This is a genomic window from Enterobacter sp. CPE_E890 (assembly GCF_046521475.1).
Classification (GTDB): Bacteria; Pseudomonadota; Gammaproteobacteria; order Enterobacterales; family Enterobacteriaceae; genus Enterobacter; species Enterobacter adelaidei.
The window spans coordinates 2,633,320-2,652,165 of sequence record NZ_JBKFZW010000001.1; the positions used below are offsets into that span (position 1 = coordinate 2,633,320).

The 18,846-nt window shown below is 50.6% G+C and carries 20 protein-coding genes and 1 pseudogene; 9 read left to right on the forward strand and 12 right to left on the reverse strand.

Annotated elements, in window-relative coordinates; genetic code table 11:
• Positions 1–201: 201 nt before the first annotated feature.
• Positions 202–1,611: a PLP-dependent aminotransferase family protein gene (locus ACLHV9_RS12930; RefSeq protein ID WP_028018855.1), complete on the reverse strand. Its 1,410-nt coding sequence runs from the start codon at positions 1,609–1,611 to the stop codon at positions 202–204.
• Between the two features lie 82 nt (positions 1,612–1,693).
• A complete protein-coding gene (locus ACLHV9_RS12935; protein ID WP_032666971.1) occupies positions 1,694–1,882 on the reverse strand; it encodes a hypothetical protein in 189 nt (62 codons plus the stop codon).
• A 393-nt stretch (positions 1,883–2,275) separates the two neighbouring features.
• Here ACLHV9_RS12935 and ACLHV9_RS12940 point away from each other — a divergent pair, with 393 nt between their 5' ends.
• The 4 genes from ACLHV9_RS12940 (at position 2,276) to hslJ (ending at position 5,379) form a co-directional block, all read left to right on the forward strand.
• Positions 2,276–3,676 (forward strand): cytochrome ubiquinol oxidase subunit I, encoded by a 1,401-nt coding sequence (locus tag ACLHV9_RS12940; protein WP_028018854.1) that lies wholly within the window; start codon positions 2,276–2,278, stop codon positions 3,674–3,676.
• Positions 3,676–4,686, forward strand: coding sequence for a cytochrome d ubiquinol oxidase subunit II (gene cydB / locus ACLHV9_RS12945; RefSeq protein WP_407220620.1), 1,011 nt, complete (start codon positions 3,676–3,678; stop codon positions 4,684–4,686). Before ACLHV9_RS12940 ends, cydB begins: the two co-directional genes overlap by 1 nt.
• Positions 4,686–4,814: a DUF2474 domain-containing protein gene (locus tag ACLHV9_RS12950; RefSeq protein WP_032666970.1), complete on the forward strand. Its 129-nt coding sequence runs from the start codon at positions 4,686–4,688 to the stop codon at positions 4,812–4,814. The genes cydB and ACLHV9_RS12950 overlap by 1 nt, the downstream gene beginning before the upstream one ends.
• A gap of 127 nt (positions 4,815–4,941) precedes the next feature.
• The gene (gene hslJ / locus ACLHV9_RS12955; RefSeq protein ID WP_028018852.1) at positions 4,942–5,379 is read left to right on the forward strand and encodes a heat shock protein HslJ; all 438 of its coding nucleotides are present in this window, start codon (positions 4,942–4,944) and stop codon (positions 5,377–5,379) included.
• On the opposite strand, the gene ACLHV9_RS12960 is transcribed toward hslJ, so the two are convergent.
• On the reverse strand, positions 5,380–5,646 hold the full coding sequence (locus ACLHV9_RS12960) for a DUF333 domain-containing protein (protein WP_025759109.1): 267 nt from the start codon (positions 5,644–5,646) through the stop codon (positions 5,380–5,382).
• A 271-nt stretch (positions 5,647–5,917) separates the two neighbouring features.
• Here ACLHV9_RS12960 and nifJ point away from each other — a divergent pair, with 271 nt between their 5' ends.
• Together nifJ and ompC are read left to right on the forward strand one after the other, a co-directional pair.
• The gene (nifJ, locus tag ACLHV9_RS12965) at positions 5,918–9,442 is read left to right on the forward strand and encodes a pyruvate:ferredoxin (flavodoxin) oxidoreductase (RefSeq protein WP_407220621.1); all 3,525 of its coding nucleotides are present in this window, start codon (positions 5,918–5,920) and stop codon (positions 9,440–9,442) included.
• 389 nt (positions 9,443–9,831) lie between these two features.
• Entirely contained in the window at positions 9,832–10,941 is a 1,110-nt protein-coding gene (gene ompC / locus ACLHV9_RS12970) for a porin OmpC (RefSeq protein WP_028018850.1), read from the forward strand.
• A 289-nt stretch (positions 10,942–11,230) separates the two neighbouring features.
• On the opposite strand, the gene ACLHV9_RS12975 is transcribed toward ompC, so the two are convergent.
• The 7 genes from ACLHV9_RS12975 to ACLHV9_RS13005 all read right to left on the reverse strand — a co-directional run bounded on the left by ACLHV9_RS12975 (position 11,231) and on the right by ACLHV9_RS13005 (position 15,260).
• Positions 11,231–11,638, reverse strand: a complete 408-nt coding sequence (locus tag ACLHV9_RS12975) for a GFA family protein (protein ID WP_028018849.1) — start codon at positions 11,636–11,638, stop codon at positions 11,231–11,233.
• Between the two features lie 3 nt (positions 11,639–11,641).
• Positions 11,642–11,839 carry a hypothetical protein gene (locus ACLHV9_RS12980; protein ID WP_028018848.1) on the reverse strand — a complete coding sequence of 66 codons (198 nt, stop codon included), beginning with the start codon at positions 11,837–11,839 and terminating at the stop codon, positions 11,642–11,644.
• A gap of 91 nt (positions 11,840–11,930) precedes the next feature.
• Positions 11,931–12,962 carry a methyltransferase gene (locus ACLHV9_RS12985; protein ID WP_108089800.1) on the reverse strand — a complete coding sequence of 344 codons (1,032 nt, stop codon included), beginning with the start codon at positions 12,960–12,962 and terminating at the stop codon, positions 11,931–11,933.
• Between the two features lie 268 nt (positions 12,963–13,230).
• Positions 13,231–13,680, reverse strand: a complete 450-nt coding sequence (locus tag ACLHV9_RS12990; RefSeq protein ID WP_028018847.1) for a hypothetical protein — start codon at positions 13,678–13,680, stop codon at positions 13,231–13,233.
• A 125-nt stretch (positions 13,681–13,805) separates the two neighbouring features.
• The gene (locus ACLHV9_RS12995) at positions 13,806–14,354 is read right to left on the reverse strand and encodes a GNAT family N-acetyltransferase (protein ID WP_028018846.1); all 549 of its coding nucleotides are present in this window, start codon (positions 14,352–14,354) and stop codon (positions 13,806–13,808) included.
• Between the two features lie 10 nt (positions 14,355–14,364).
• Positions 14,365–14,820, reverse strand: a complete 456-nt coding sequence (locus ACLHV9_RS13000) for a VOC family protein (RefSeq protein ID WP_108089799.1) — start codon at positions 14,818–14,820, stop codon at positions 14,365–14,367.
• Positions 14,821–14,915: 95 nt separating this feature from the next.
• Positions 14,916–15,260, reverse strand: coding sequence for a DUF1294 domain-containing protein (locus tag ACLHV9_RS13005; protein WP_032666969.1), 345 nt, complete (start codon positions 15,258–15,260; stop codon positions 14,916–14,918).
• Between the two features lie 262 nt (positions 15,261–15,522).
• Here ACLHV9_RS13005 and ACLHV9_RS13010 point away from each other — a divergent pair, with 262 nt between their 5' ends.
• The 3 genes and pseudogenes from ACLHV9_RS13010 to ttcA all read left to right on the forward strand — a co-directional run bounded on the left by ACLHV9_RS13010 (position 15,523) and on the right by ttcA (position 17,114).
• Positions 15,523–15,807: a hypothetical protein gene (locus ACLHV9_RS13010; protein WP_108089798.1), complete on the forward strand. Its 285-nt coding sequence runs from the start codon at positions 15,523–15,525 to the stop codon at positions 15,805–15,807.
• A gap of 34 nt (positions 15,808–15,841) precedes the next feature.
• Positions 15,842–16,140: pseudogene (locus ACLHV9_RS13015) on the forward strand (tyrosine-type recombinase/integrase); the annotation flags it as partial.
• 38 nt (positions 16,141–16,178) lie between these two features.
• Complete coding sequence (gene ttcA / locus ACLHV9_RS13020; RefSeq protein WP_028018842.1) at positions 16,179–17,114, forward strand: tRNA 2-thiocytidine(32) synthetase TtcA; 936 nt, start codon at positions 16,179–16,181, stop codon at positions 17,112–17,114.
• Positions 17,115–17,156: 42 nt separating this feature from the next.
• On the opposite strand, the gene dbpA is transcribed toward ttcA, so the two are convergent.
• On the reverse strand, positions 17,157–18,530 hold the full coding sequence (gene dbpA / locus ACLHV9_RS13025; RefSeq protein ID WP_407220624.1) for an ATP-dependent RNA helicase DbpA: 1,374 nt from the start codon (positions 18,528–18,530) through the stop codon (positions 17,157–17,159).
• Positions 18,531–18,557: 27 nt separating this feature from the next.
• Complete coding sequence (locus ACLHV9_RS13030; protein WP_154231563.1) at positions 18,558–18,728, reverse strand: hypothetical protein; 171 nt, start codon at positions 18,726–18,728, stop codon at positions 18,558–18,560.
• Positions 18,729–18,846: the final 118 nt, after the last annotated feature.

Genomic DNA, 18,846 nt, shown 5'->3' on the forward strand with positions numbered 1-18,846 from the left:
CCGCGTAAATGCGCCGCACCGTGCGGCGTAAGGAAATTTCATCAAGGTGTGACCGAGGGCGCATTACCCGTTAACTGGATTATAGACAAGGAGTTAGCGATGGGAGACGGTATGCAGATTTCCTGGGATATGGCGCCACGAAATATTCGCCGTGCCGCCATACGAATAAGGAATGATTATTTAAATGAAGGTAAGAAAAGTTTATTCCAGCATACTGCTAATTAATTTCCCCAACTGAATAACCGCCTGTTCTTCACGCTCCCCCCATGCCCAGGAGGTATTAAAACGAAAGAATGGCGTCCAGGCGTCAGAGGTGGAAAACATCTTTCCGGGTGCAATACTAATGTGGTGAATCAAAGCCTTTTCGCTAAGTAGCCCTGCATCCAGCTGCGCCGGAAGCTCCAGCCATAAAAAGTAGCCGCTATCATTATGGTGAATTTTGACCCCGGCAGGCATATGCCGCAAAAGGGACTGCCAGGCCTGCTGCTTTCGCTCGGCCAGCGTGCGTCGCAGGCGGCGCAGATGAGCGTCGTAACGTTTAGTCGCCAGATAGTCCACCAGCGCCAGTTGCATCGGAGAACTGGTCGATAACGTGCTCATCAGTTGAAGCTGCTGAATACGGCGTGCGTGTTTTCCCGCCGCCACCCAGCCGATACGAAACCCCGCCACCAGACATTTCGAAAACGATGAGCAGTGAAGCGTCATCTCCTCCCGGTCCCAGGCCTTCGCCGGAAGCGGTTTTTCCCGACCAAAGTAAAGCTCGCTATAGACATCATCCTCAATCAGGGTGACGTTATGCTTCGTTAACAGCGCCACCAGATGCGCTTTTTTCTCGGCACTCAGCGTAAAGCCAAGCGGGTTTTGCCCATTGGTCATGAGCCAGCAGGCTTTTACCGGGTATTCATTCAGCGCCTGCTCAAGCGCATTCAGGTCGATCCCCTCGCGGACATCCGTCGCAACAGACAGCGCCTTGAGTTTCAGGCGTTCCAGCGCCTGCAATGCGCCGTAGAAACAGGGATTCTCGACAATCACCCAATCCCCGGGTTCAGTCACTGCCTGCAAACTGAGATTCAGCGCTTCAAGCGCGCCAGCGGTAATAACGATCTCTTCCGGTGAGATGTTCATCCCCTGCTGGGCATAGCGACGAGCAATGGCGTGGCGGAGATCAACATTACCCGGAGGTAAATTTTCAATGACGCTCATTGCGGTCGCCGTTTTACTGACATTCGCCAGCGAACGGTTGAGCTGCTGAAGCGGGAAAAGTCGGGGATCGGGAAACGCAGAAGCAAAAGGAACAACCGATGGATCGCGGCTGGCCTGCAATACGTCGAAGATATAGGTGTTGATATCGACCGCTTCGTCACGCATCACCTGGGCAGGCGGAGCAGGCTGTTGTGTCGTCGGGCGCGAGGCAACGTAATAGCCCGACTGCGGTCTGGCGACGATGCGCCCCTGACTTTCCAGCATCTGGTACGCGTGGCCAACGGTCATAAAACTCATGCCGCTGCTCACCACCTGCTCGCGCAGAGAAGGCAACTTATCGCCCGGCAACCATACGCCAAGCTCAATCTGCGAGATAATTTGTTGCGCCAGACGCTGGTATTTTTTCATCAGATTCTCCTTAATGCCGACAGTGTATATCAGCAGGAGAAAAAGAGAAGTTTTTGCTAACTGTTATGAAAAGCGGTGTTGATTACTTGCGGTACTCGATAACGTGGCTCTGGGCTGAATGTGCAACGGTCAGGTGATCGAGCGTAATCATCGACGATTTGCAAAAAATGCATTTCGCGCCAAACGGGTTTTTCTCAGACACATCAAAGACTGAGGTACGGTACTGCGAACCATGACAGCATGGGCAGCGGAAATGAATGTAAGAAGTCATAGGATTCTCCTGTGAACGTTAAAACGTAAATTGCTAATGGGCCTTTCAGGCGATAGTGGTTTGAAACAAAAACTAATCGGAGTGTAGAAAGAGAACCAGGAGCGGCTGCGGAGAGGCACAACGTGATGAGGACTACTTTATAAAACTACGTCAGATATTTTTTTGGACTCAAAACCAGAAGGTCATTAACGCATGGTGTTGAAGACAAAGCAAGCAGTTTCATGCGTAAAATTCATAAAAATAAATTTTTTATTCAAAAACACGATGTATATCAGATGTTCAATTCCTGATTATTCCTACAACTGTTATAGATAAATTTTACTTTTCTGCCTCTGATAGTTTGATTTCTGCCCCTATAGCATAACAGCACACCGTTTGACATTGAGGTTGTGCATGTTTGGTTTAGATGCTTTTCATCTTGCACGGATACAGTTTGCTTTTACCGTATCCTTTCACATCATTTTCCCGGCCATCACCATCGGCCTGGCAAGCTATCTTGCCGTGCTCGAAGGCCTGTGGCTTAAAACCAAAAATCCGGTCTGGCGCTCGCTGTACCATTTCTGGTCGAAGATTTTTGCCGTTAACTTTGGTATGGGCGTTGTCTCCGGGCTGGTGATGGCCTACCAGTTTGGTACCAACTGGAGTGGTTTTTCGCAGTTTGCGGGCAGTATTACCGGCCCGCTGCTGACCTATGAAGTGCTGACAGCCTTCTTCCTGGAAGCAGGTTTCCTTGGTGTGATGCTTTTCGGCTGGAACAAAGTCGGGCCTGGTTTGCACTTCTTCGCCACCTGCATGGTGGCACTGGGGACCATTATCTCCACCTTCTGGATCCTCTCATCAAACAGCTGGATGCAGACCCCGCAAGGCTATGAGATCGTCAACGGTCAGGTCGTGCCGGTGGATTGGTTCGCCGTGGTATTTAACCCCTCCTTCCCTTACCGACTGCTGCATATGTCGATAGCCGCGTTCCTCAGCAGCGCGTTATTTGTCGGCGCTTCCGCGGCATGGCATCTGCTGCGCGGGAATAATACTCCAGCCATCCGCGCGATGTTTTCTATGGCGCTGTGGATGACGCTAATTGTCGCCCCCATCCAGGCCATGGTCGGTGATATGCACGGGTTGAACACGCTAAAGCACCAGCCCGCTAAAATCGCCGCCATTGAAGGTCATTGGGAAAACCCGCCAGGAGAACCCACCCCGCTGCTGCTGTTTGGCTGGCCGGATATGGAACAGGAGCGCACCCGCTTTGGTCTGGAGATCCCTGCGCTGGGGAGTCTTATCCTGACGCACAGCCTGGATAAACAGGTTCCGGCTCTCAAGGAGTTCCCGAAGGAAGACCGCCCGAACTCGACCATCGTCTTCTGGTCATTCCGCATTATGGCCGGCTTAGGCATGCTGATGTTGCTGCTCGGCGTTGTGGCGCTGTGGTTACGCTATAAAAAGCGTGTTTACGCTTCTCGCCCTTTCCTGTGGTTTGCCCTGTTGATGGGGCCATCCGGGCTGATTGCGATTCTGGCCGGATGGATCACCACCGAAGTGGGCCGCCAGCCGTGGGTTGTTTATGGTCTGCAGCGAACGAAAGATGCGGTTTCAGCGCATGGTGACCTGCATATGAGCGTGAGTTTGCTGGCCTTTTTCGTCGTTTACACCTCGGTGTTTGGCGTGGGTTACAGCTATATGGTGCGCCTTATCAGGAAAGGTCCGCAGCCTCATGAATCTTATGCCACCGAATCAGACGGACGTCCGGCACGCCCACTCTCTGCCGTCACAACTGAACATAAGGAGCAGCCATAATGGGTATCGATCTTTCCATTATCTGGTTTGTCATCATCGTCTTCGCCACACTGATGTATATCGTGATGGACGGTTTTGATCTCGGGATAGGTATTCTGTTTCCGGCGACACAAAATGCCGACGATCGCGATGTGATGGTCAACAGCGTCGCCCCGGTCTGGGACGGAAATGAAACCTGGCTGGTGCTCGGCGGTGCGGCCCTGTTCGGTGCATTTCCACTGGCCTATGCTGTGATCATTGATGCCCTCACCATCCCGCTGACATTAATGCTGATCGGACTTATTTTCCGTGGCGTAGCATTCGAGTTTCGCTTTAAAGCAACGCCGGCGCACCGTCCCTTCTGGGATAAAGCGTTTATTGGTGGTTCAATTCTGGCTACGTTTACCCAGGGTGTCACGGTGGGCGCAGTGATCAACGGCTTTACCGTGACTGGCCGGGCCTATACTGGCGGGCCCTTTGACTGGTTCACCGCGTTTAACCTGTTCTGCGGTGCCGGTCTGGTGGTGGCCTATGCACTGTTAGGCTCTACATGGCTGGTGATGAAAAGCGAAAATGCCCTTCAGCAGCGGATGCGTGAAGTATCCAGAACGCTGTTAATCACTCTTCTGGCCTTCATTGCCGCAATCAGTATCTGGACACCGCTGGCGCAGCCAGCCATCGCCGCGCGCTGGTTCACGCTGCCGAATCTGTTTTACCTGTTGCCTGTTCCGGTGCTGGTGGTGCTTCTGAGTCTGTATCAGTGGCGTTGCCTCAATAATCCTGCAAGCCATAATCGCCCATTCATCCTGACGTTAGGATTGATATTCCTCGGCTTTAGCGGTCTTGGAATCAGCATCTGGCCGCATATCATTCCACCGTCAATCACCCTGTGGCAGGCCGCCGCGCCGACGCAAAGCCAGGGCTTTATGCTGGTGGGCGCGTTGTTGATCATTCCCATTATCCTGGTCTACACCTTCTGGAGTTACTACGTGTTTCGCGGAAAAATTCAGCATGGGGAGGGTTATCACTGATGCAACAACCTGTCTGGAAAAGATTGATGTGGCTGGCCATTATCTGGGGCGGAAGCGTACTGGCGCTGGCTGCGGTCAGTATGTTCTTTCGTATGTTGATGACAGCCGCAGGGTTTAAATCTCACTAATCTTCATATCGGGCAACGTCTTCGTTGCCCGACACCTGCCCGCACTTTCAGATAAACCCCATTAACGCACGACAGCGTATCGTTACACTGGAAAAAGATTCACAGTATTTATAGTTTGAGACGAAAAATGAAAAAGCTCATTGCGTTAAGCGTTATTAGCCTGGTCCTCTCCGGTTGCGTTAATCCGGGGAAAGCTTCCGTTCAGCCGGAGCAACTGAAGAATCATCGCTTTGTTCTGGAAAATGTGGACGGTAAAGCCGTGAAGGCCACAGCAACGCAACCTGAGATTAGCTTTAGCGCCCTGCCAGATATTAGCCTGGTGAATAACATTCGTGTTTCAGGCCTGATGTGTAATCGCTTCAACGGGCAGGGGAAATTATCCGAAGGCGAGCTGAAAGTCAGCGGTCTGGCCATGACGCGTAAACTTTGTACTGAACCACAGCTTAACGAGCTGGATCGCGCTATCGGCGACATGCTGCGCAAAGGGGCGCAGGTCGACCTGACAGAAGACCAGTTAACGCTGGCGACAGCCGATAAAACGCTGTTGTTTAAGCGTGCAGAATAATCAGTAGTTACCGCAAGTTCCAACGGCAAGCGACTGTTCGCTGCAGCGTTTGCCGTTTGGCAAGGCGCACATCCCGATAGCAGAACCGTCAAGCTGGCGGGCAACAGACAACGAACCGCCAATCATCGCGCAGTTGGCCTGGCCGGAGCTGGACATCGCCGCTTTCATTCCAGGCGCCACGTGGGCCGCCGTTGCTTGCTGGACTGGTTCACTGCTACATGCCGACAATAATAACGCCGCACACCCTACCAAAAATGCTGAGCGCATGCTCTCTCCCCCATGAATAATGCGAAACCTATGCATAATAGGCATCACTTCGCGTGTCGTCGAGAGTGGAAGTGCGTATTTATGCGCTCCTGAAACACTTTCTCGCAATTTTTTTGGCAAAAGTTTGATCTACTCATTGATGCCGGGAATACCGAGGACACAAAAGCGAAAATTGTAGAATCCCCTGTTTGCTAGACTAAAGAGATAATATTCAGGGGTAGTCGCCTAATGACTGCCCCTCTAATTTTGCGCAATGTAAGGGTGTCGTCCTATGCAAACTATTGACGGTAATGGTGCAGTTGCCTCAGTCGCGTTTCGCACCAGCGAAGTTATCGCCATCTATCCGATTACGCCAAGTTCTACCATGGCTGAGCAGGCAGATGCCTGGGCGGGAAATGGCTTAAAAAACGTCTGGGGCGATGTCCCAAGAGTGGTTGAAATGCAGTCTGAAGCCGGTGCGATTGCCACGGTACATGGTGCGCTTCAGACAGGCGCGCTCTCCACGTCGTTTACCTCTTCTCAGGGATTGTTATTGATGATCCCGACGCTGTACAAGCTCGCCGGTCAACTCACCCCCTTTGTTCTGCATGTTGCGGCACGAACCATCGCCACCCACGCCCTTTCCATCTTCGGTGACCACTCCGACGTGATGGCCGTGCGCCAGACGGGCTGTGCGATGCTTTGTGCCAGCAGCGTACAGGAAGCACAAGACTTTGCCTTAATTTCGCATATCGCCACGCTGAAAAGTCGCGTTCCATTTATTCACTTCTTTGATGGTTTCCGCACCTCTCACGAAATCAACAAAATTGTCCCGCTGGCTAACGACACTATTCTGAATCTTCTGCCGCAGGCGGAAATCGATGCCCATCGCGCCCGCGCCCTTAACCCGGAGCATCCGGTGATCCGTGGGACATCCGCGAATCCAGATACCTATTTCCAGTCCCGTGAAGCCACGAACCCATGGTACAACGCGGTTTACGACTATGTTGAACAGGCGATGACTGATTTTGCCGCCGCAACCGGTCGAGAATACAAACCGTTCGAGTACTACGGCCACCCGCAGGCAGAACGCGTGATTGTGCTGATGGGATCCGCCATTGGAACCTGTGAAGAGGTAGTTGACGAGCTACTGACGCGCGGCGAAAAAGTTGGCGTGCTAAAAGTGCGTCTCTATCGTCCGTTCTCGGCTAAACATCTGCTTTCTGCTCTACCTGAAAGCGCGCGTGCTGTGGCGGTACTTGACCGTACCAAAGAGCCCGGCGCACACGCGGAACCCCTGTATCTGGATGTCATGACCGCGCTGGCAGAAGCATTTAATAACGGCGAACGTGAAACGCTACCGCGCGTGATCGGTGGCCGATATGGTTTGTCCTCCAAAGAGTTTGGACCGGACTGCGTGCTGGCGGTATTTAACGAGTTAAATGAAGCGAAACCGAAGCCTCGTTTTACGGTGGGTATTTATGATGATGTGACTAACCTTTCCCTGGCTTTGCCAGAAAACACATTACCATCGAATGCCAAACTTGAGGCGCTGTTCTATGGTCTGGGCAGCGACGGCAGCGTCTCGGCGACCAAAAACAACATCAAAATCATCGGCAATTCTACCCCGTGGTATGCCCAGGGATATTTCGTCTATGACTCCAAAAAAGCAGGTGGTCTGACCGTTTCCCACCTGCGCGTGAGCGAACACCCCATCCGCTCGGCTTATCTTATTTCGCAGGCTGATTTTGTTGGCTGCCACCAGCTGCAGTTTATTGATAAATACCAGATGGCCGAGCGCCTGAAACCCGGCGGTATTTTCCTGCTGAATACGCCATATAGTGCAGACGAAGTCTGGGCGCGTCTGCCGCAGGAGGTACAGGCGGTCCTCAACCAGAAGAAAGCCCGTTTTTATGTGGTTAACGCTGCGAAAATTGCCCGCGAATGTGGTCTGGCCGCGCGTATTAATACCGTTATGCAAATGGCCTTTTTCCATCTGACCAACATCCTGCCTGGCGACAGCGCACTCATGGAACTGCAGGGCGCAATTGCCAAAAGCTACAGCAGCAAGGGGCAGGAACTGGTCGAACGCAACTGGCAGGCGCTGGCACTCGCTCGCGAATCTCTGTTTGAAGTAGCGCTGCAACCGGTAAATGCTGCAAGTCCAAATCGTCCTCCGGTGGTATCTGATGCGGCGCCTGATTTCGTCAAGACCGTGACGGCGGCAATGCTGGCCGGGCTGGGCGATGCCCTTCCCGTCTCTGCCCTGCCGCCAGATGGGACCTGGCCAATGGGGACCACGCGGTGGGAAAAACGCAACATCGCCGAAGAGATACCCATCTGGAAAGAAGATCTGTGTACCCAGTGCAATCACTGTGTAGCGGCATGCCCACATTCGGCCATTCGCGCCAAAGTGGTTTCCCCGGAAGCAATGGCGGATGCCCCGGCCAGCCTGCATTCTCTGGATGTGAAATCGCGTGATATGCGCGGACAGAAATACGTTCTGCAGGTCGCACCTGAAGATTGTACCGGTTGTAATCTGTGCGTTGAGGTGTGCCCGGCGAAAGACAGACAGGACCCGAATATCAAAGCCATCAATATGATGTCGCGTCTGGAGCACGTTGAAGAAGAAAAAGTAAACTATGACTTCTTCCTGAACTTACCGGAAATCGATCGCAGCAAGCTGGAACGTATTGATATTCGAACGTCGCAGCTCATCACGCCGTTATTCGAGTACTCCGGTGCCTGCTCTGGCTGCGGTGAAACGCCTTATATTAAGCTGCTGACTCAGCTCTACGGCGACCGGATGTTGATTGCCAATGCCACCGGCTGTTCATCTATCTACGGCGGTAACCTGCCCTCCACGCCGTACACCACCGACGCGAATGGTCGAGGCCCGGCATGGGCAAACTCATTGTTCGAAGATAATGCCGAATTTGGTCTCGGCTTCCGTCTGACCGTCGACCAGCATCGCGCTCGAGTGATGCGTTTGCTGGAACAGTTTGCCGGGCAGATCCCTGCTGAGCTCAATGAGGCACTACGCGCAGAAGCCACACCAGAAGTTCGTCGCGAGCAAGTTGCTGAGCTGCGGCATGCCCTTCAGGGGGTGGCAGGTGCAGAACAACTTCTGACTGACGCTGACGCCCTGGTTGAAAAATCGATCTGGCTGATTGGTGGTGACGGCTGGGCTTACGATATTGGTTTTGGCGGGCTGGATCACGTGTTGAGCCTGACCGAAAACGTCAATATTCTGGTCCTGGATACGCAGTGTTATTCCAATACCGGCGGTCAGGCATCAAAGGCTACGCCGTTGGGCGCCGTCACAAAATTTGGTGAACACGGAAAACGTAAGGCGCGCAAAGATCTCGGTGTGAGCATGATGATGTACGGTCACGTTTACGTCGCGCAAATCTCGCTGGGTGCGCAACTTAACCAGACGGTGAAAGCTATTCAGGAGGCGGAAGCGTATCCAGGCCCGTCGTTGATCATTGCTTACAGCCCATGCGAAGAGCATGGCTACGACCTGGCACTCAGCCACGATCAGATGCGTCAGCTGACGGCTACCGGATTCTGGCCACTTTACCGGTTCGATCCGCGCCGTGCGGACGAGGGCAAGTTACCGCTGGCGCTGGATTCGCGTCCACCGTCAGATGCCCTGGCCGAAACGTTAATGCAGGAACAACGCTTCCGCCGCCTCAATGCGCAACAGCCTGAGGTCGCTGAGCAGTTATGGAAAGATGCCGCCGCTGACCTGCAAAAACGGTATGATTTCCTGGCTCAAATGGCAGGTAAAGCCGAAAAATCAACCAGCGATTAATCCTCCCGCCCGGTTAACCCGGGCATTTTTTTGCCATAAAAAAAGCCCGATGTAATCACATCGGGCCAATCCAGTTAATTAATAAATATCTATTTAGAAAACTAAATAGCATTCATTTAAATTATGGATAAATAATCTTAAAGGCATATAACAGCACAGAGACTAGCTTACTTAATCCCTTATTAATAATTTTTATTTTATATAATTCATCACGAATCATTCATGAAACCAATGATCATTTCCGTCGTTTTATTCAGTTTAGATTTTACTTAGTTCGTAACAATTATACTTTATTACTCTTACACTGGAGTGATTTAGCATGGGACAACTTTCTCATTCGGAAAGTTCAACAGGTAATTAAATAAAAACAACTGCAAAGGAATATCACAATGCAAAGAAAAGTACTGGCTCTGATGATTCCGGCTCTGTTAATGGCTGGTGCTGCGCATGCAGCAGAGATTTATAATAAAGACGGCAACAAATTAGATCTGTACGGAAAAGTAGATGGTCTGCACTATTTCTCCGACGATAAAGGTGCTGATGGCGATCAGACCTACATGCGTTTGGGTTTCAAAGGTGAAACCCAAATCAACAACATGATGACCGGTTACGCGCAGTGGGAATACAACATTCAGGCGAACAATACTGAAGGCTCAGATAACCAGTCCTGGACACGTCTGGCATTCGCGGGTGTAAAAGTCGGTGACTACGGTTCCTTCGACTATGGCCGTAACTATGGTGTTCTGTATGACATTGAAGGCTGGACAGATATGCTGCCAGAGTTCGGTGGCGACTCCTACACCAAAGCTGACAACTTTATGACCGGTCGTGCGAACGGTGTAGCAACCTACCGTAACACCGACTTCTATGGTCTGGTACCGGGCCTGAACTTTGCTCTGCAGTATCAGGGTAAGAATGAAGACGCCAGCAACAACCAGGAAGGTACCAACAATGGCCGTGACACACGCCATGAAAACGGTGACGGCTTCGGTATCTCTACCACCTATGACTTTGGGATGGGGATCAGCGCAGGTGCGGCCTATACCTCTTCTGACCGTACCAACGAGCAGGTCATGAATACCACGGCTGGTGGTGACAAAGCCGATGCCTGGACTGCTGGTCTGAAATATGACGCCAATAATATCTACCTGGCGGCAATGTATTCTGAAACCCGTAACATGACGCCTTATGGTGATAATACCGACGCCGTGGCGAACAAAACTCAGAACTTCGAAATCACCGCGCAATACCAGTTCGACTTCGGTCTGCGTCCAACCCTGTCCTACCTGCAGTCTAAAGGTAAAGACCTGGGCAACGGCCAGGGCGATCAGGATCTGGTTAAATATGCTGAAGTAGGTGCGACCTATTATTTCAACAAAAACATGTCCACCTATGTTGATTATAAAATCAACCTGCTGGACGAAGATGAAAGTTTCTACAAGAACAACGGCATCGGTACCGATGATGTTGTTGCGTTAGGCCTGGTGTACCAGTTCTAATTGTCCGGGCCCGTAAAATTATGCGGGCCCATTTTTTTGAACCACGTCACAAAATGGAGAGTTTCTGACGAACTGGTTGAGAGTAAGTTGAAAGAAAGCTGGTTACACTTACGGTTTAGCCCTTTCATCACTAAGGACAACAGCGTTGTTAAGTCGTGTATCCGTTGCAGTACTTACTCTTTTAGCGCTTCTGTGGATGGCGCTAATTTTTGATTTTGGTGATATCGTTGGTCACCTCAGCACTCTTCTGAACCACCTGGATGGCGGTTAGCCTTAATCCTGAAAACACTCATTTTTTGCGGAAAGAGAGATAGCCAAAAACCCCACTATCCCCGTCCATAGGATGGTTAACCCCGTCCATCACCGTAACCTCCGGGAAGTCGAACGGCGATACGTTTTCAAAACAGGCAACATTCACACCGTATTCGTTCGGGTTGGAACGCCGCTGATGGAACGTATAAATCCCGCATATTGAGCAGAAGAAATGCCGGGCCGTACCCGTGTTAAATCGGTACTCCGTGAGCTTATCCTCCCCTTTGGTTACGGTAATCCCCGATAACGGCGCGGATACCGCCACAGCCCCCCGCATTCGGCAAAAAGAACAGCTGCAGCGCCGCGCAGTATTAAAGCCATCAGACAGTGCGACGGTAAATACCACCGCGCCACAATGGCACTGCGCATGACGAAGTTCACCCATCGGTTACACCCCTTTCCTCACAAGCGCAGCAGCCTTAACGAAAACCTCATCTTCAACGCCGTCTCCCTTCTGCCTGCCTAGCCTGACCAGCTCATTGACGATGCTATCGCGATCGATCGGTTTCTGCGCTGAAACCAGCCCAATGACGGCGGCACCGATCGCCAGCCCAACTAAACCTGTTTGTTCATCTTTGTTTTGCATATTCGAGCTCCCTTTTACAACAGAAAAGCGTAGCAGGAATATGTTAAAACGGAATGGTGTTCAACTGCTCTGTTAATACCATGAAAGCGGTTCAAACAGGTACGACTTCCAGTATCGACAGGTACGAGCGGGTGTTTATTATTGTATTTAACTTAAGATTCGCCTGTTCAAACAAGTTTTGATATTCAGATTTTGTCCTTGCCCGCCCTCCGTCAAAGCTTGTTAAAAGAAGCAGGTCAATCTCATACCGTCCCTGCTCATTATTTTCGTCTTTGATAAGGGGTTCAAAAACCAATAATCGTGAACGTTCTTTCATTGCCTTTCTGCAGCACTGCAGTATCTGAACGGCTTTCGCGTCTGGCCAATCCATCAAGATGTATTTAAGGAGATAAATATCCGCATCAGGACAGGTCTCAAAAAAGCTACCCTCTACCGTCCTCCACCGGCGATCGTCATTCAGCAAATGCAGTCGGTTCCGCGCAAGCACATCCTTTTGGTCAAAAAGGATCCCGGTTAGGCCAGGATTTCGACGTAAAACAGCCAGTAATAGATTCCCCAGTCCCCCGGCGATATCTGCAACGACGGCATGATGAGGGAACGCATAACAATCCACAATGACTTCATTTTCCACGGATGACATAGATGCCATACCGGCATGAAAAATATTGCTGCCCGTAACCGTGTCATCATGCTGCCAGTATTCGTAAAAAGGCTTACCAAACAATTCATTGAAAACAGGTTTACCTTGTAATATTTCATCCATTCTGGACGCTGGCTGCCAGAAAGTGGGATCGGTCAGCATAAGTACCGCTGCACGCAAGGAAAATTCATAATCAGAACAAAGGAATTTTGCTGAATGGCTAAGACTGTATTCGTCTTCAGTTAATTCGTTGAACACCCCACGGGAGGATAATAATCGCATGATTCTATGCAGATAGTCGCGATCGACATTAAGCTCCAGGGCCAGTTGCTTAATTGATTTTTTCCCTTCGATCAGATGGTCCGCGACGCCTAACACCGCAACTGCCCTAAGTGCTGCCTGCCAGACAAAACCCATACTTTGCTCTAATAAACACATCCCTTCTTTACGGCTGAGTGAATCCAGACTATTAAGCTGTGTCATTTTCTGCTCCTTACCCAGTACAGACGTGTTGAACAACTAAAAAGCTGTTAGCAAGCGTAAGACTGAAAGTGAGCTTTATCCATCATAAAAAAAATATTTAGCAAAGTTAACTCATACAATTTCGTATCGCTTTAAGTACAGAATTTTCAATACGTAAAAAAACAAGCCCACTTATCATTTTTTTGGAAAAATAAAATAATGAAATTATTATAGAGAAAATAATTGTTGATGCTTGCTAAAACCCCGTAAAAAGACGGGGTTTCAGTATTTAGAATCTGGGCGTCAGTCCGTATTTTGGTGTTTTAATATTTGCCGCCCATACCTTTATGTCGTTTTGAAGCAGTACGGTGAAATCAGACTTAAGATGCGTCACCATGCCATTAACACTATCAGCATCAATCACAGAAAAATGTTCAATTTTGCTCAGGCCCACCTGAACACAGTGATATTGTGCAGGCAGTGCTTTGCCATTGACGTTAAGCTCTTTCCTGTCTCCACCACATTGTCCTTCAGAAATATAGGACACCAGTAGATTGGCAGACCGCCGCTCCGGTTGGGATATACTCACCATGACAGGAAAACCCTCTGAAGTTTGTGTCATGTCATAAAGAACGGCATTTTTTATATACCATGTATTATATTCCCGCTCCTGAAACGCGGACCAGGCAGGTGCAGCAATGAATGCCAGCATCGCCAGTGTAATAGATTGAATTTTCATGGGATGTTGTCTTATGTGTTGTTGCACTTATTATTCAGATTGTGCAAAAAACAGCAAGCCATTGAGAATAAACCTACTACTATTAGCGGTGCCGATGTCTGTATTGAGAAACTTTTGACGCTCTGTTAATGCCGGAGGTGTTCCTCTTTCAGCAAGGCATAACAATATTCATCACCCCATTCTCCCTTAAAAAAGATGTTCTGCCGATAATGGGCTTCCCGTCGAAAATGGAGTTTTTGCAAAAGGTTTGCAGCGCGAATATTGCGTGTATCCACAACGGCGATAAGCCGGTGCTTGTTATAGTGCGTAAATAGCAGCGTGATTATGGCATTGATAGCTTCCCGGGCATAACCCTGATTCTGATATTTCACATCAAAGGTCATACCCAGTTCAGCCTGCCTGCCCTCGTCAAAAAAATGAACACCAATATCCCCAATCACAGCCCCGTCCATTTGCCGTTCAACGATAATCTGGTACCACGTGTCATCGCAGTTAAACGCAAGGGTGTTCTGCTGAGCATATAATTTCTCCGCATCCTGCATCGTAAAACGATCCCAGCTCTGAAAACGGGCCACCTCAGGCTGGTTGCGGTAGCACGAAATTTCCGGCAAATCGGCGGATGCCAGTGGACGCAGTAACAAACGCGAGGTTTGTAATGGCAATCTGTATTCCATTATTTCTCTCTTATCTCCCGTTATCTTTGTTTTCTGGATGAGCCGTTCGGATTGCTTCAAGCCCAACGCGCTGACCGAAAGACAGTTCTAACGTGTTACCGTCAGGGTCGGCAAAAAATACATAGTAACCGACGGGATCCCCCAGCTCTTCCGGCGCTTTTCTTAACACACCTTCAGCCCTTGCCATCTCCGTTTTCCTGTCGAGTTCTTCACGGGTGGCGCAGGCAATGCCCAGATGACCAAAGTTACCCAGCGGTGTATCGGTTACGTTATCCGCCTGTACCAGCACCAGGGCGAAAGGACGGGTATGGTCGCTTAACCACGCCACTTTACGGGCATCAGGAATATCGGGTTCACGGGAGTGAATAATCTCCATACCCGCGTAACGACGATAGAAAGCAATGCTCTTCTCAAGATCCCTGACCATGAACGCGACGTGTGTAAAACCGACATCAATATCTTTCATTTTAAGATGTTACTCCTTTATCAACCTGTGGCAGGCATCTTAAAAGCTCAAGTTAACTTGATGTCAACAGGCATTTCGCCCGCCCCTGCCGACGCTCATGAAGAGGTAAAAGGAGAGAAATGGTAAGCTGTCGCCATCACGGCGATGCTGACGACAACGCTGATAAAAAAGTACGTTTTGAATGGCTGCTTTTGGGTTTTATGGCGAAAGAGTTGTTGCCCCAAAATGGCCCCAGGCCAGCCCCCAGTCACACCAAATACCAGCAACGTCGCTTCAGGAACCCTACGCATACCTTTACGCGCCGCCATTTTATCTGCGCCATACATGACCATCGTCAGCACATTGATCAGCAGCAACCACATCACCACTGGATACGAGGTAAGAATGCTGGCGACCGCAGCGAGGATCAGGAGTAAATAACAAAAACGATTGAGAGTCATAGTACAAGCCAGTGGATGTTAAGCGATTTTGAAGAAGCATTATACGCGATATCACGCATGTATCAGGCTCAGGCTATTTATCTTTTGTCATTCGGAGTTGCATTGACCAGCCAATAACTTTGCGCGAGAACAGGTCAACACAGCCAGCCTTTGTGGGTTCGGGTGTAAAGTTCAGAATACCATTTAGAGCAACGTAAACCATGAGCTAGCTAAACACGTTGCTTATGTGTAAAAAGGGGGATTCATTCAGCAGGTGTTCATCGTGAAATACATTCGGCTAATTTTAAAGCTCATAACAGCATCACTTTATGTGTTCCTGGTTGTTTTTGGCTCTGGATTTGTAGGTTCCAGTACAACCAATGCAATTAACCTTGAAACACTTAACCTAAATTATTCATTAATTGCAAAGGACTCGGCAGTATACGCAATCTGCGCAACTGGTGCGGCATTGGTTGTTCCACCTGCCCTATATTTCATCCAGCATTATGTCTGGCCAGTGTTGAAGTTTATCGGCTTGAAGATTCGCTACTTCTTCCATGGATACTAAAAGTCTCGCCACTGGCGAAGCGATCTGCTAGAGCCTGCGATTCGTTTTCATACCCCGGATGCGCAAAGGAGAACAGAAAGCCTACTACTCTTTATCAAGTATCGGCGCCAGATTTAACGCTGCTGTAAAACGTGCTGGCATTCGCCGCCGGAATCCGTACCATACGCGGCATACTTTTGCCTGCTGGCTTTTATCTGTCAGCGCTAACCGTCTTTCATAGCCAGCCAGATGGGGCATGGAAACGCGCAAATGGTTTATGAAGTCTACGGTGCGTGGATTGAAGAAATGAATGGCGAACAGGTGCTGATGCTTAACGATAAGCTCACACGCTGAAAAATTTTTGCCCCTATTGGCTCCGAAGGTAGTAATACATGCAAGAAAATCAAGCAAATACAAAGAAAGAGCAATACAACCTGAACAAACTGCAAAAGCGACTGCGCCGTAACGTGGGCGAGGCCATTGCAGACTTCAACATGATTGAAGACGGTGACCGTATTATGGTTTGCCTGTCAGGGGGTAAAGACAGCTACACCATGCTGGAGATCCTGCGTAATCTTCAGCAAAGCGCGCCGGTGAAGTTTTCCCTGGTGGCGGTCAACCTTGACCAGAAACAGCCGGGCTTCCCGGAGCACATTCTGCCGGAATATCTGGAGAAGCTGGGCGTTGAGTACAAAATCGTTGAAGAAAACACCTACGGTATTGTGAAAGAGAAGATCCCGGAAGGGAAAACCACCTGCTCTCTCTGCTCCCGTCTGCGCCGCGGCATTCTGTATCGCACCGCAACGGAACTGGGCGCAACCAAAATTGCGCTGGGCCATCACCGCGACGATATCCTGCAGACACTGTTCCTGAACATGTTCTACGGCGGTAAGATGAAAGGCATGCCACCAAAACTGATGAGCGATGACGGCAAGCACATTGTCATCCGCCCTCTTGCCTACTGCCGCGAAAAAGACATTGAGCGTTTCTCTCAGGCCAAAGAATTCCCGATCATTCCATGTAACCTCTGTGGCTCTCAACCGAACCTGCAGCGCCAGGTGATTGGCGACATGCTGCGTGACTGGGACAAACGTTATCCGGGCCGGATCGAAACCATGTTCAGCGCGATGCAGAACGTTGTGCCGTCCCACCTCGCGGATGTTGAGCTGTTCGACTTCAAAGGTATCAACCACGAATCAGACGTGGTGAATGGCGGCGATCTGGCGTTTGATCGGGAAGAGATCCCTATGCAGCCTGCTGGCTGGCAGCCAGAAGAAGATGACAATCAGTTCGAAGAACTGCGTCTGAACGTACTCGAAGTGAAATAAAATGATAGCGTCTCAGAAAGAGATTCTGAGACGCTATATCCTTTACTTCAGTAGACGAACGCGGCAGGTTTTCCCTTTAATTTTGCCGTTTTGCAGCTGCTTCCAGGCCTTATGCGCAACCGCCTGGCGAACCGCCACATAAACATGTGACGGATGCACCGCAATCTTACCGATATCCGCCCCATCCAGCCCCACATCTCCGGTCAGCGCACCTAATACATCGCCTGGACGCATTTTGGCTTTTTTACCGCCATCAATGCACAGCGTCACCATTTCAGCCTCCAGCGGCACGAGGCTGACACCGGCTGGTGGGGTCATCCAGTTCAGCTTAATCTGCAGCATTTCTGAGAGAATATTGGCGCGTTGCGCCTCTTCCGGCGCACAGAAGCTGATCGCAAGGCCGCTGTTTCCTGCTCGCGCCGTACGGCCGATACGATGGACGTGGACTTCAGGATCCCACGCCAGCTCATGGTTCACCACCAGCTCAAGCGATTTGATATCCAGACCCCGCGCCGCCACGTCGGTCGCAACCAGTACACGGGCGCTGCCGTTGGCAAAACGGACCAGCGTCTGATCGCGATCGCGCTGCTCCAGATCGCCATGCAGCGACAATGCACTCTGCCCCGCCGCATTTAGCGCATCGCAGACTGACTGGCAGTCTTTTTTGGTATTACAGAACACTACGCAGGAAGTAGGCTGATGCTGGCTAAGCAATTTCTGCAGTAGCGGGATTTTTCCCTGCTGCGAAGTTTCAAAGAACTGCTGTTCAATGGCTGGCAGGGCGTCAACACTGTCGATTTCAATGGTAAGCGGATTTTTCTGCACGCGGCCGCTGATGGCGGCGATGGCTTCCGGCCATGTGGCAGAAAACAACAGCGTCTGGCGATTGGATGGTGCAAAACGGATCACCTCGTCAATCGCATCGCTGAAGCCCATATCCAGCATCCTGTCTGCCTCATCCATCACCAGCGTTTGTAACGCATCCAGCGAAACGGTGCCTTTTTGCAGGTGATCCAGCAGGCGACCTGGCGTCGCGACAATAATGTGTGGCGCATGCTGGAGCGAATCACGCTGTGCACCGAAAGGCTGTCCGCCGCAGAGGGTTAAAATTTTGGTATTTGGCAGGAAACGCGCAAGGCGACGCAGTTCACCCGCGACCTGGTCTGCCAGTTCACGGGTGGGACATAACACCAGAGACTGGGTCTGAAACATCGCGGCATCAATATGTTGCAACAGGCCAAGACCGAATGCCGCTGTTTTCCCACTGCCCGTTTTCGCCTGTACGCGTACATCACGGCCCTCAAGAATAGCGGGCAGTGCCGCCGCCTGAACCGGCGTCATCGTGAGGTAACCCAACTCGTTGAGGTTGTCGAGTTGGGCGGCGGGCAGAACATTCAGGGTAGAAAAAGCAGTCACAATAATCTCTCGTGGTCATCTTCGCAGTCAGATGGCGCGTATCCTCGCAGATCTCGCGGTTTGATGCGACATTTTAATCGGTTCTTCATCTGGCGGCGGGTCGGGCATCGGCTGAGGACGCGGGATGGGATCGGGCATCGGTACGGGATCGTTGGGGGTTGGGCCGGTCGGAATGGACTGTAACAATGGCATGCTCATATTTCCCTCCAGGTTTAGGCGTACTCTTCTTAGGGTAGACGCTGGGAAACAGGAGGCAAAAAAAAGCCGACTATGAAGTCGGCGTCGTACGAATCAATTGTGCTATGCAGTAATTCAA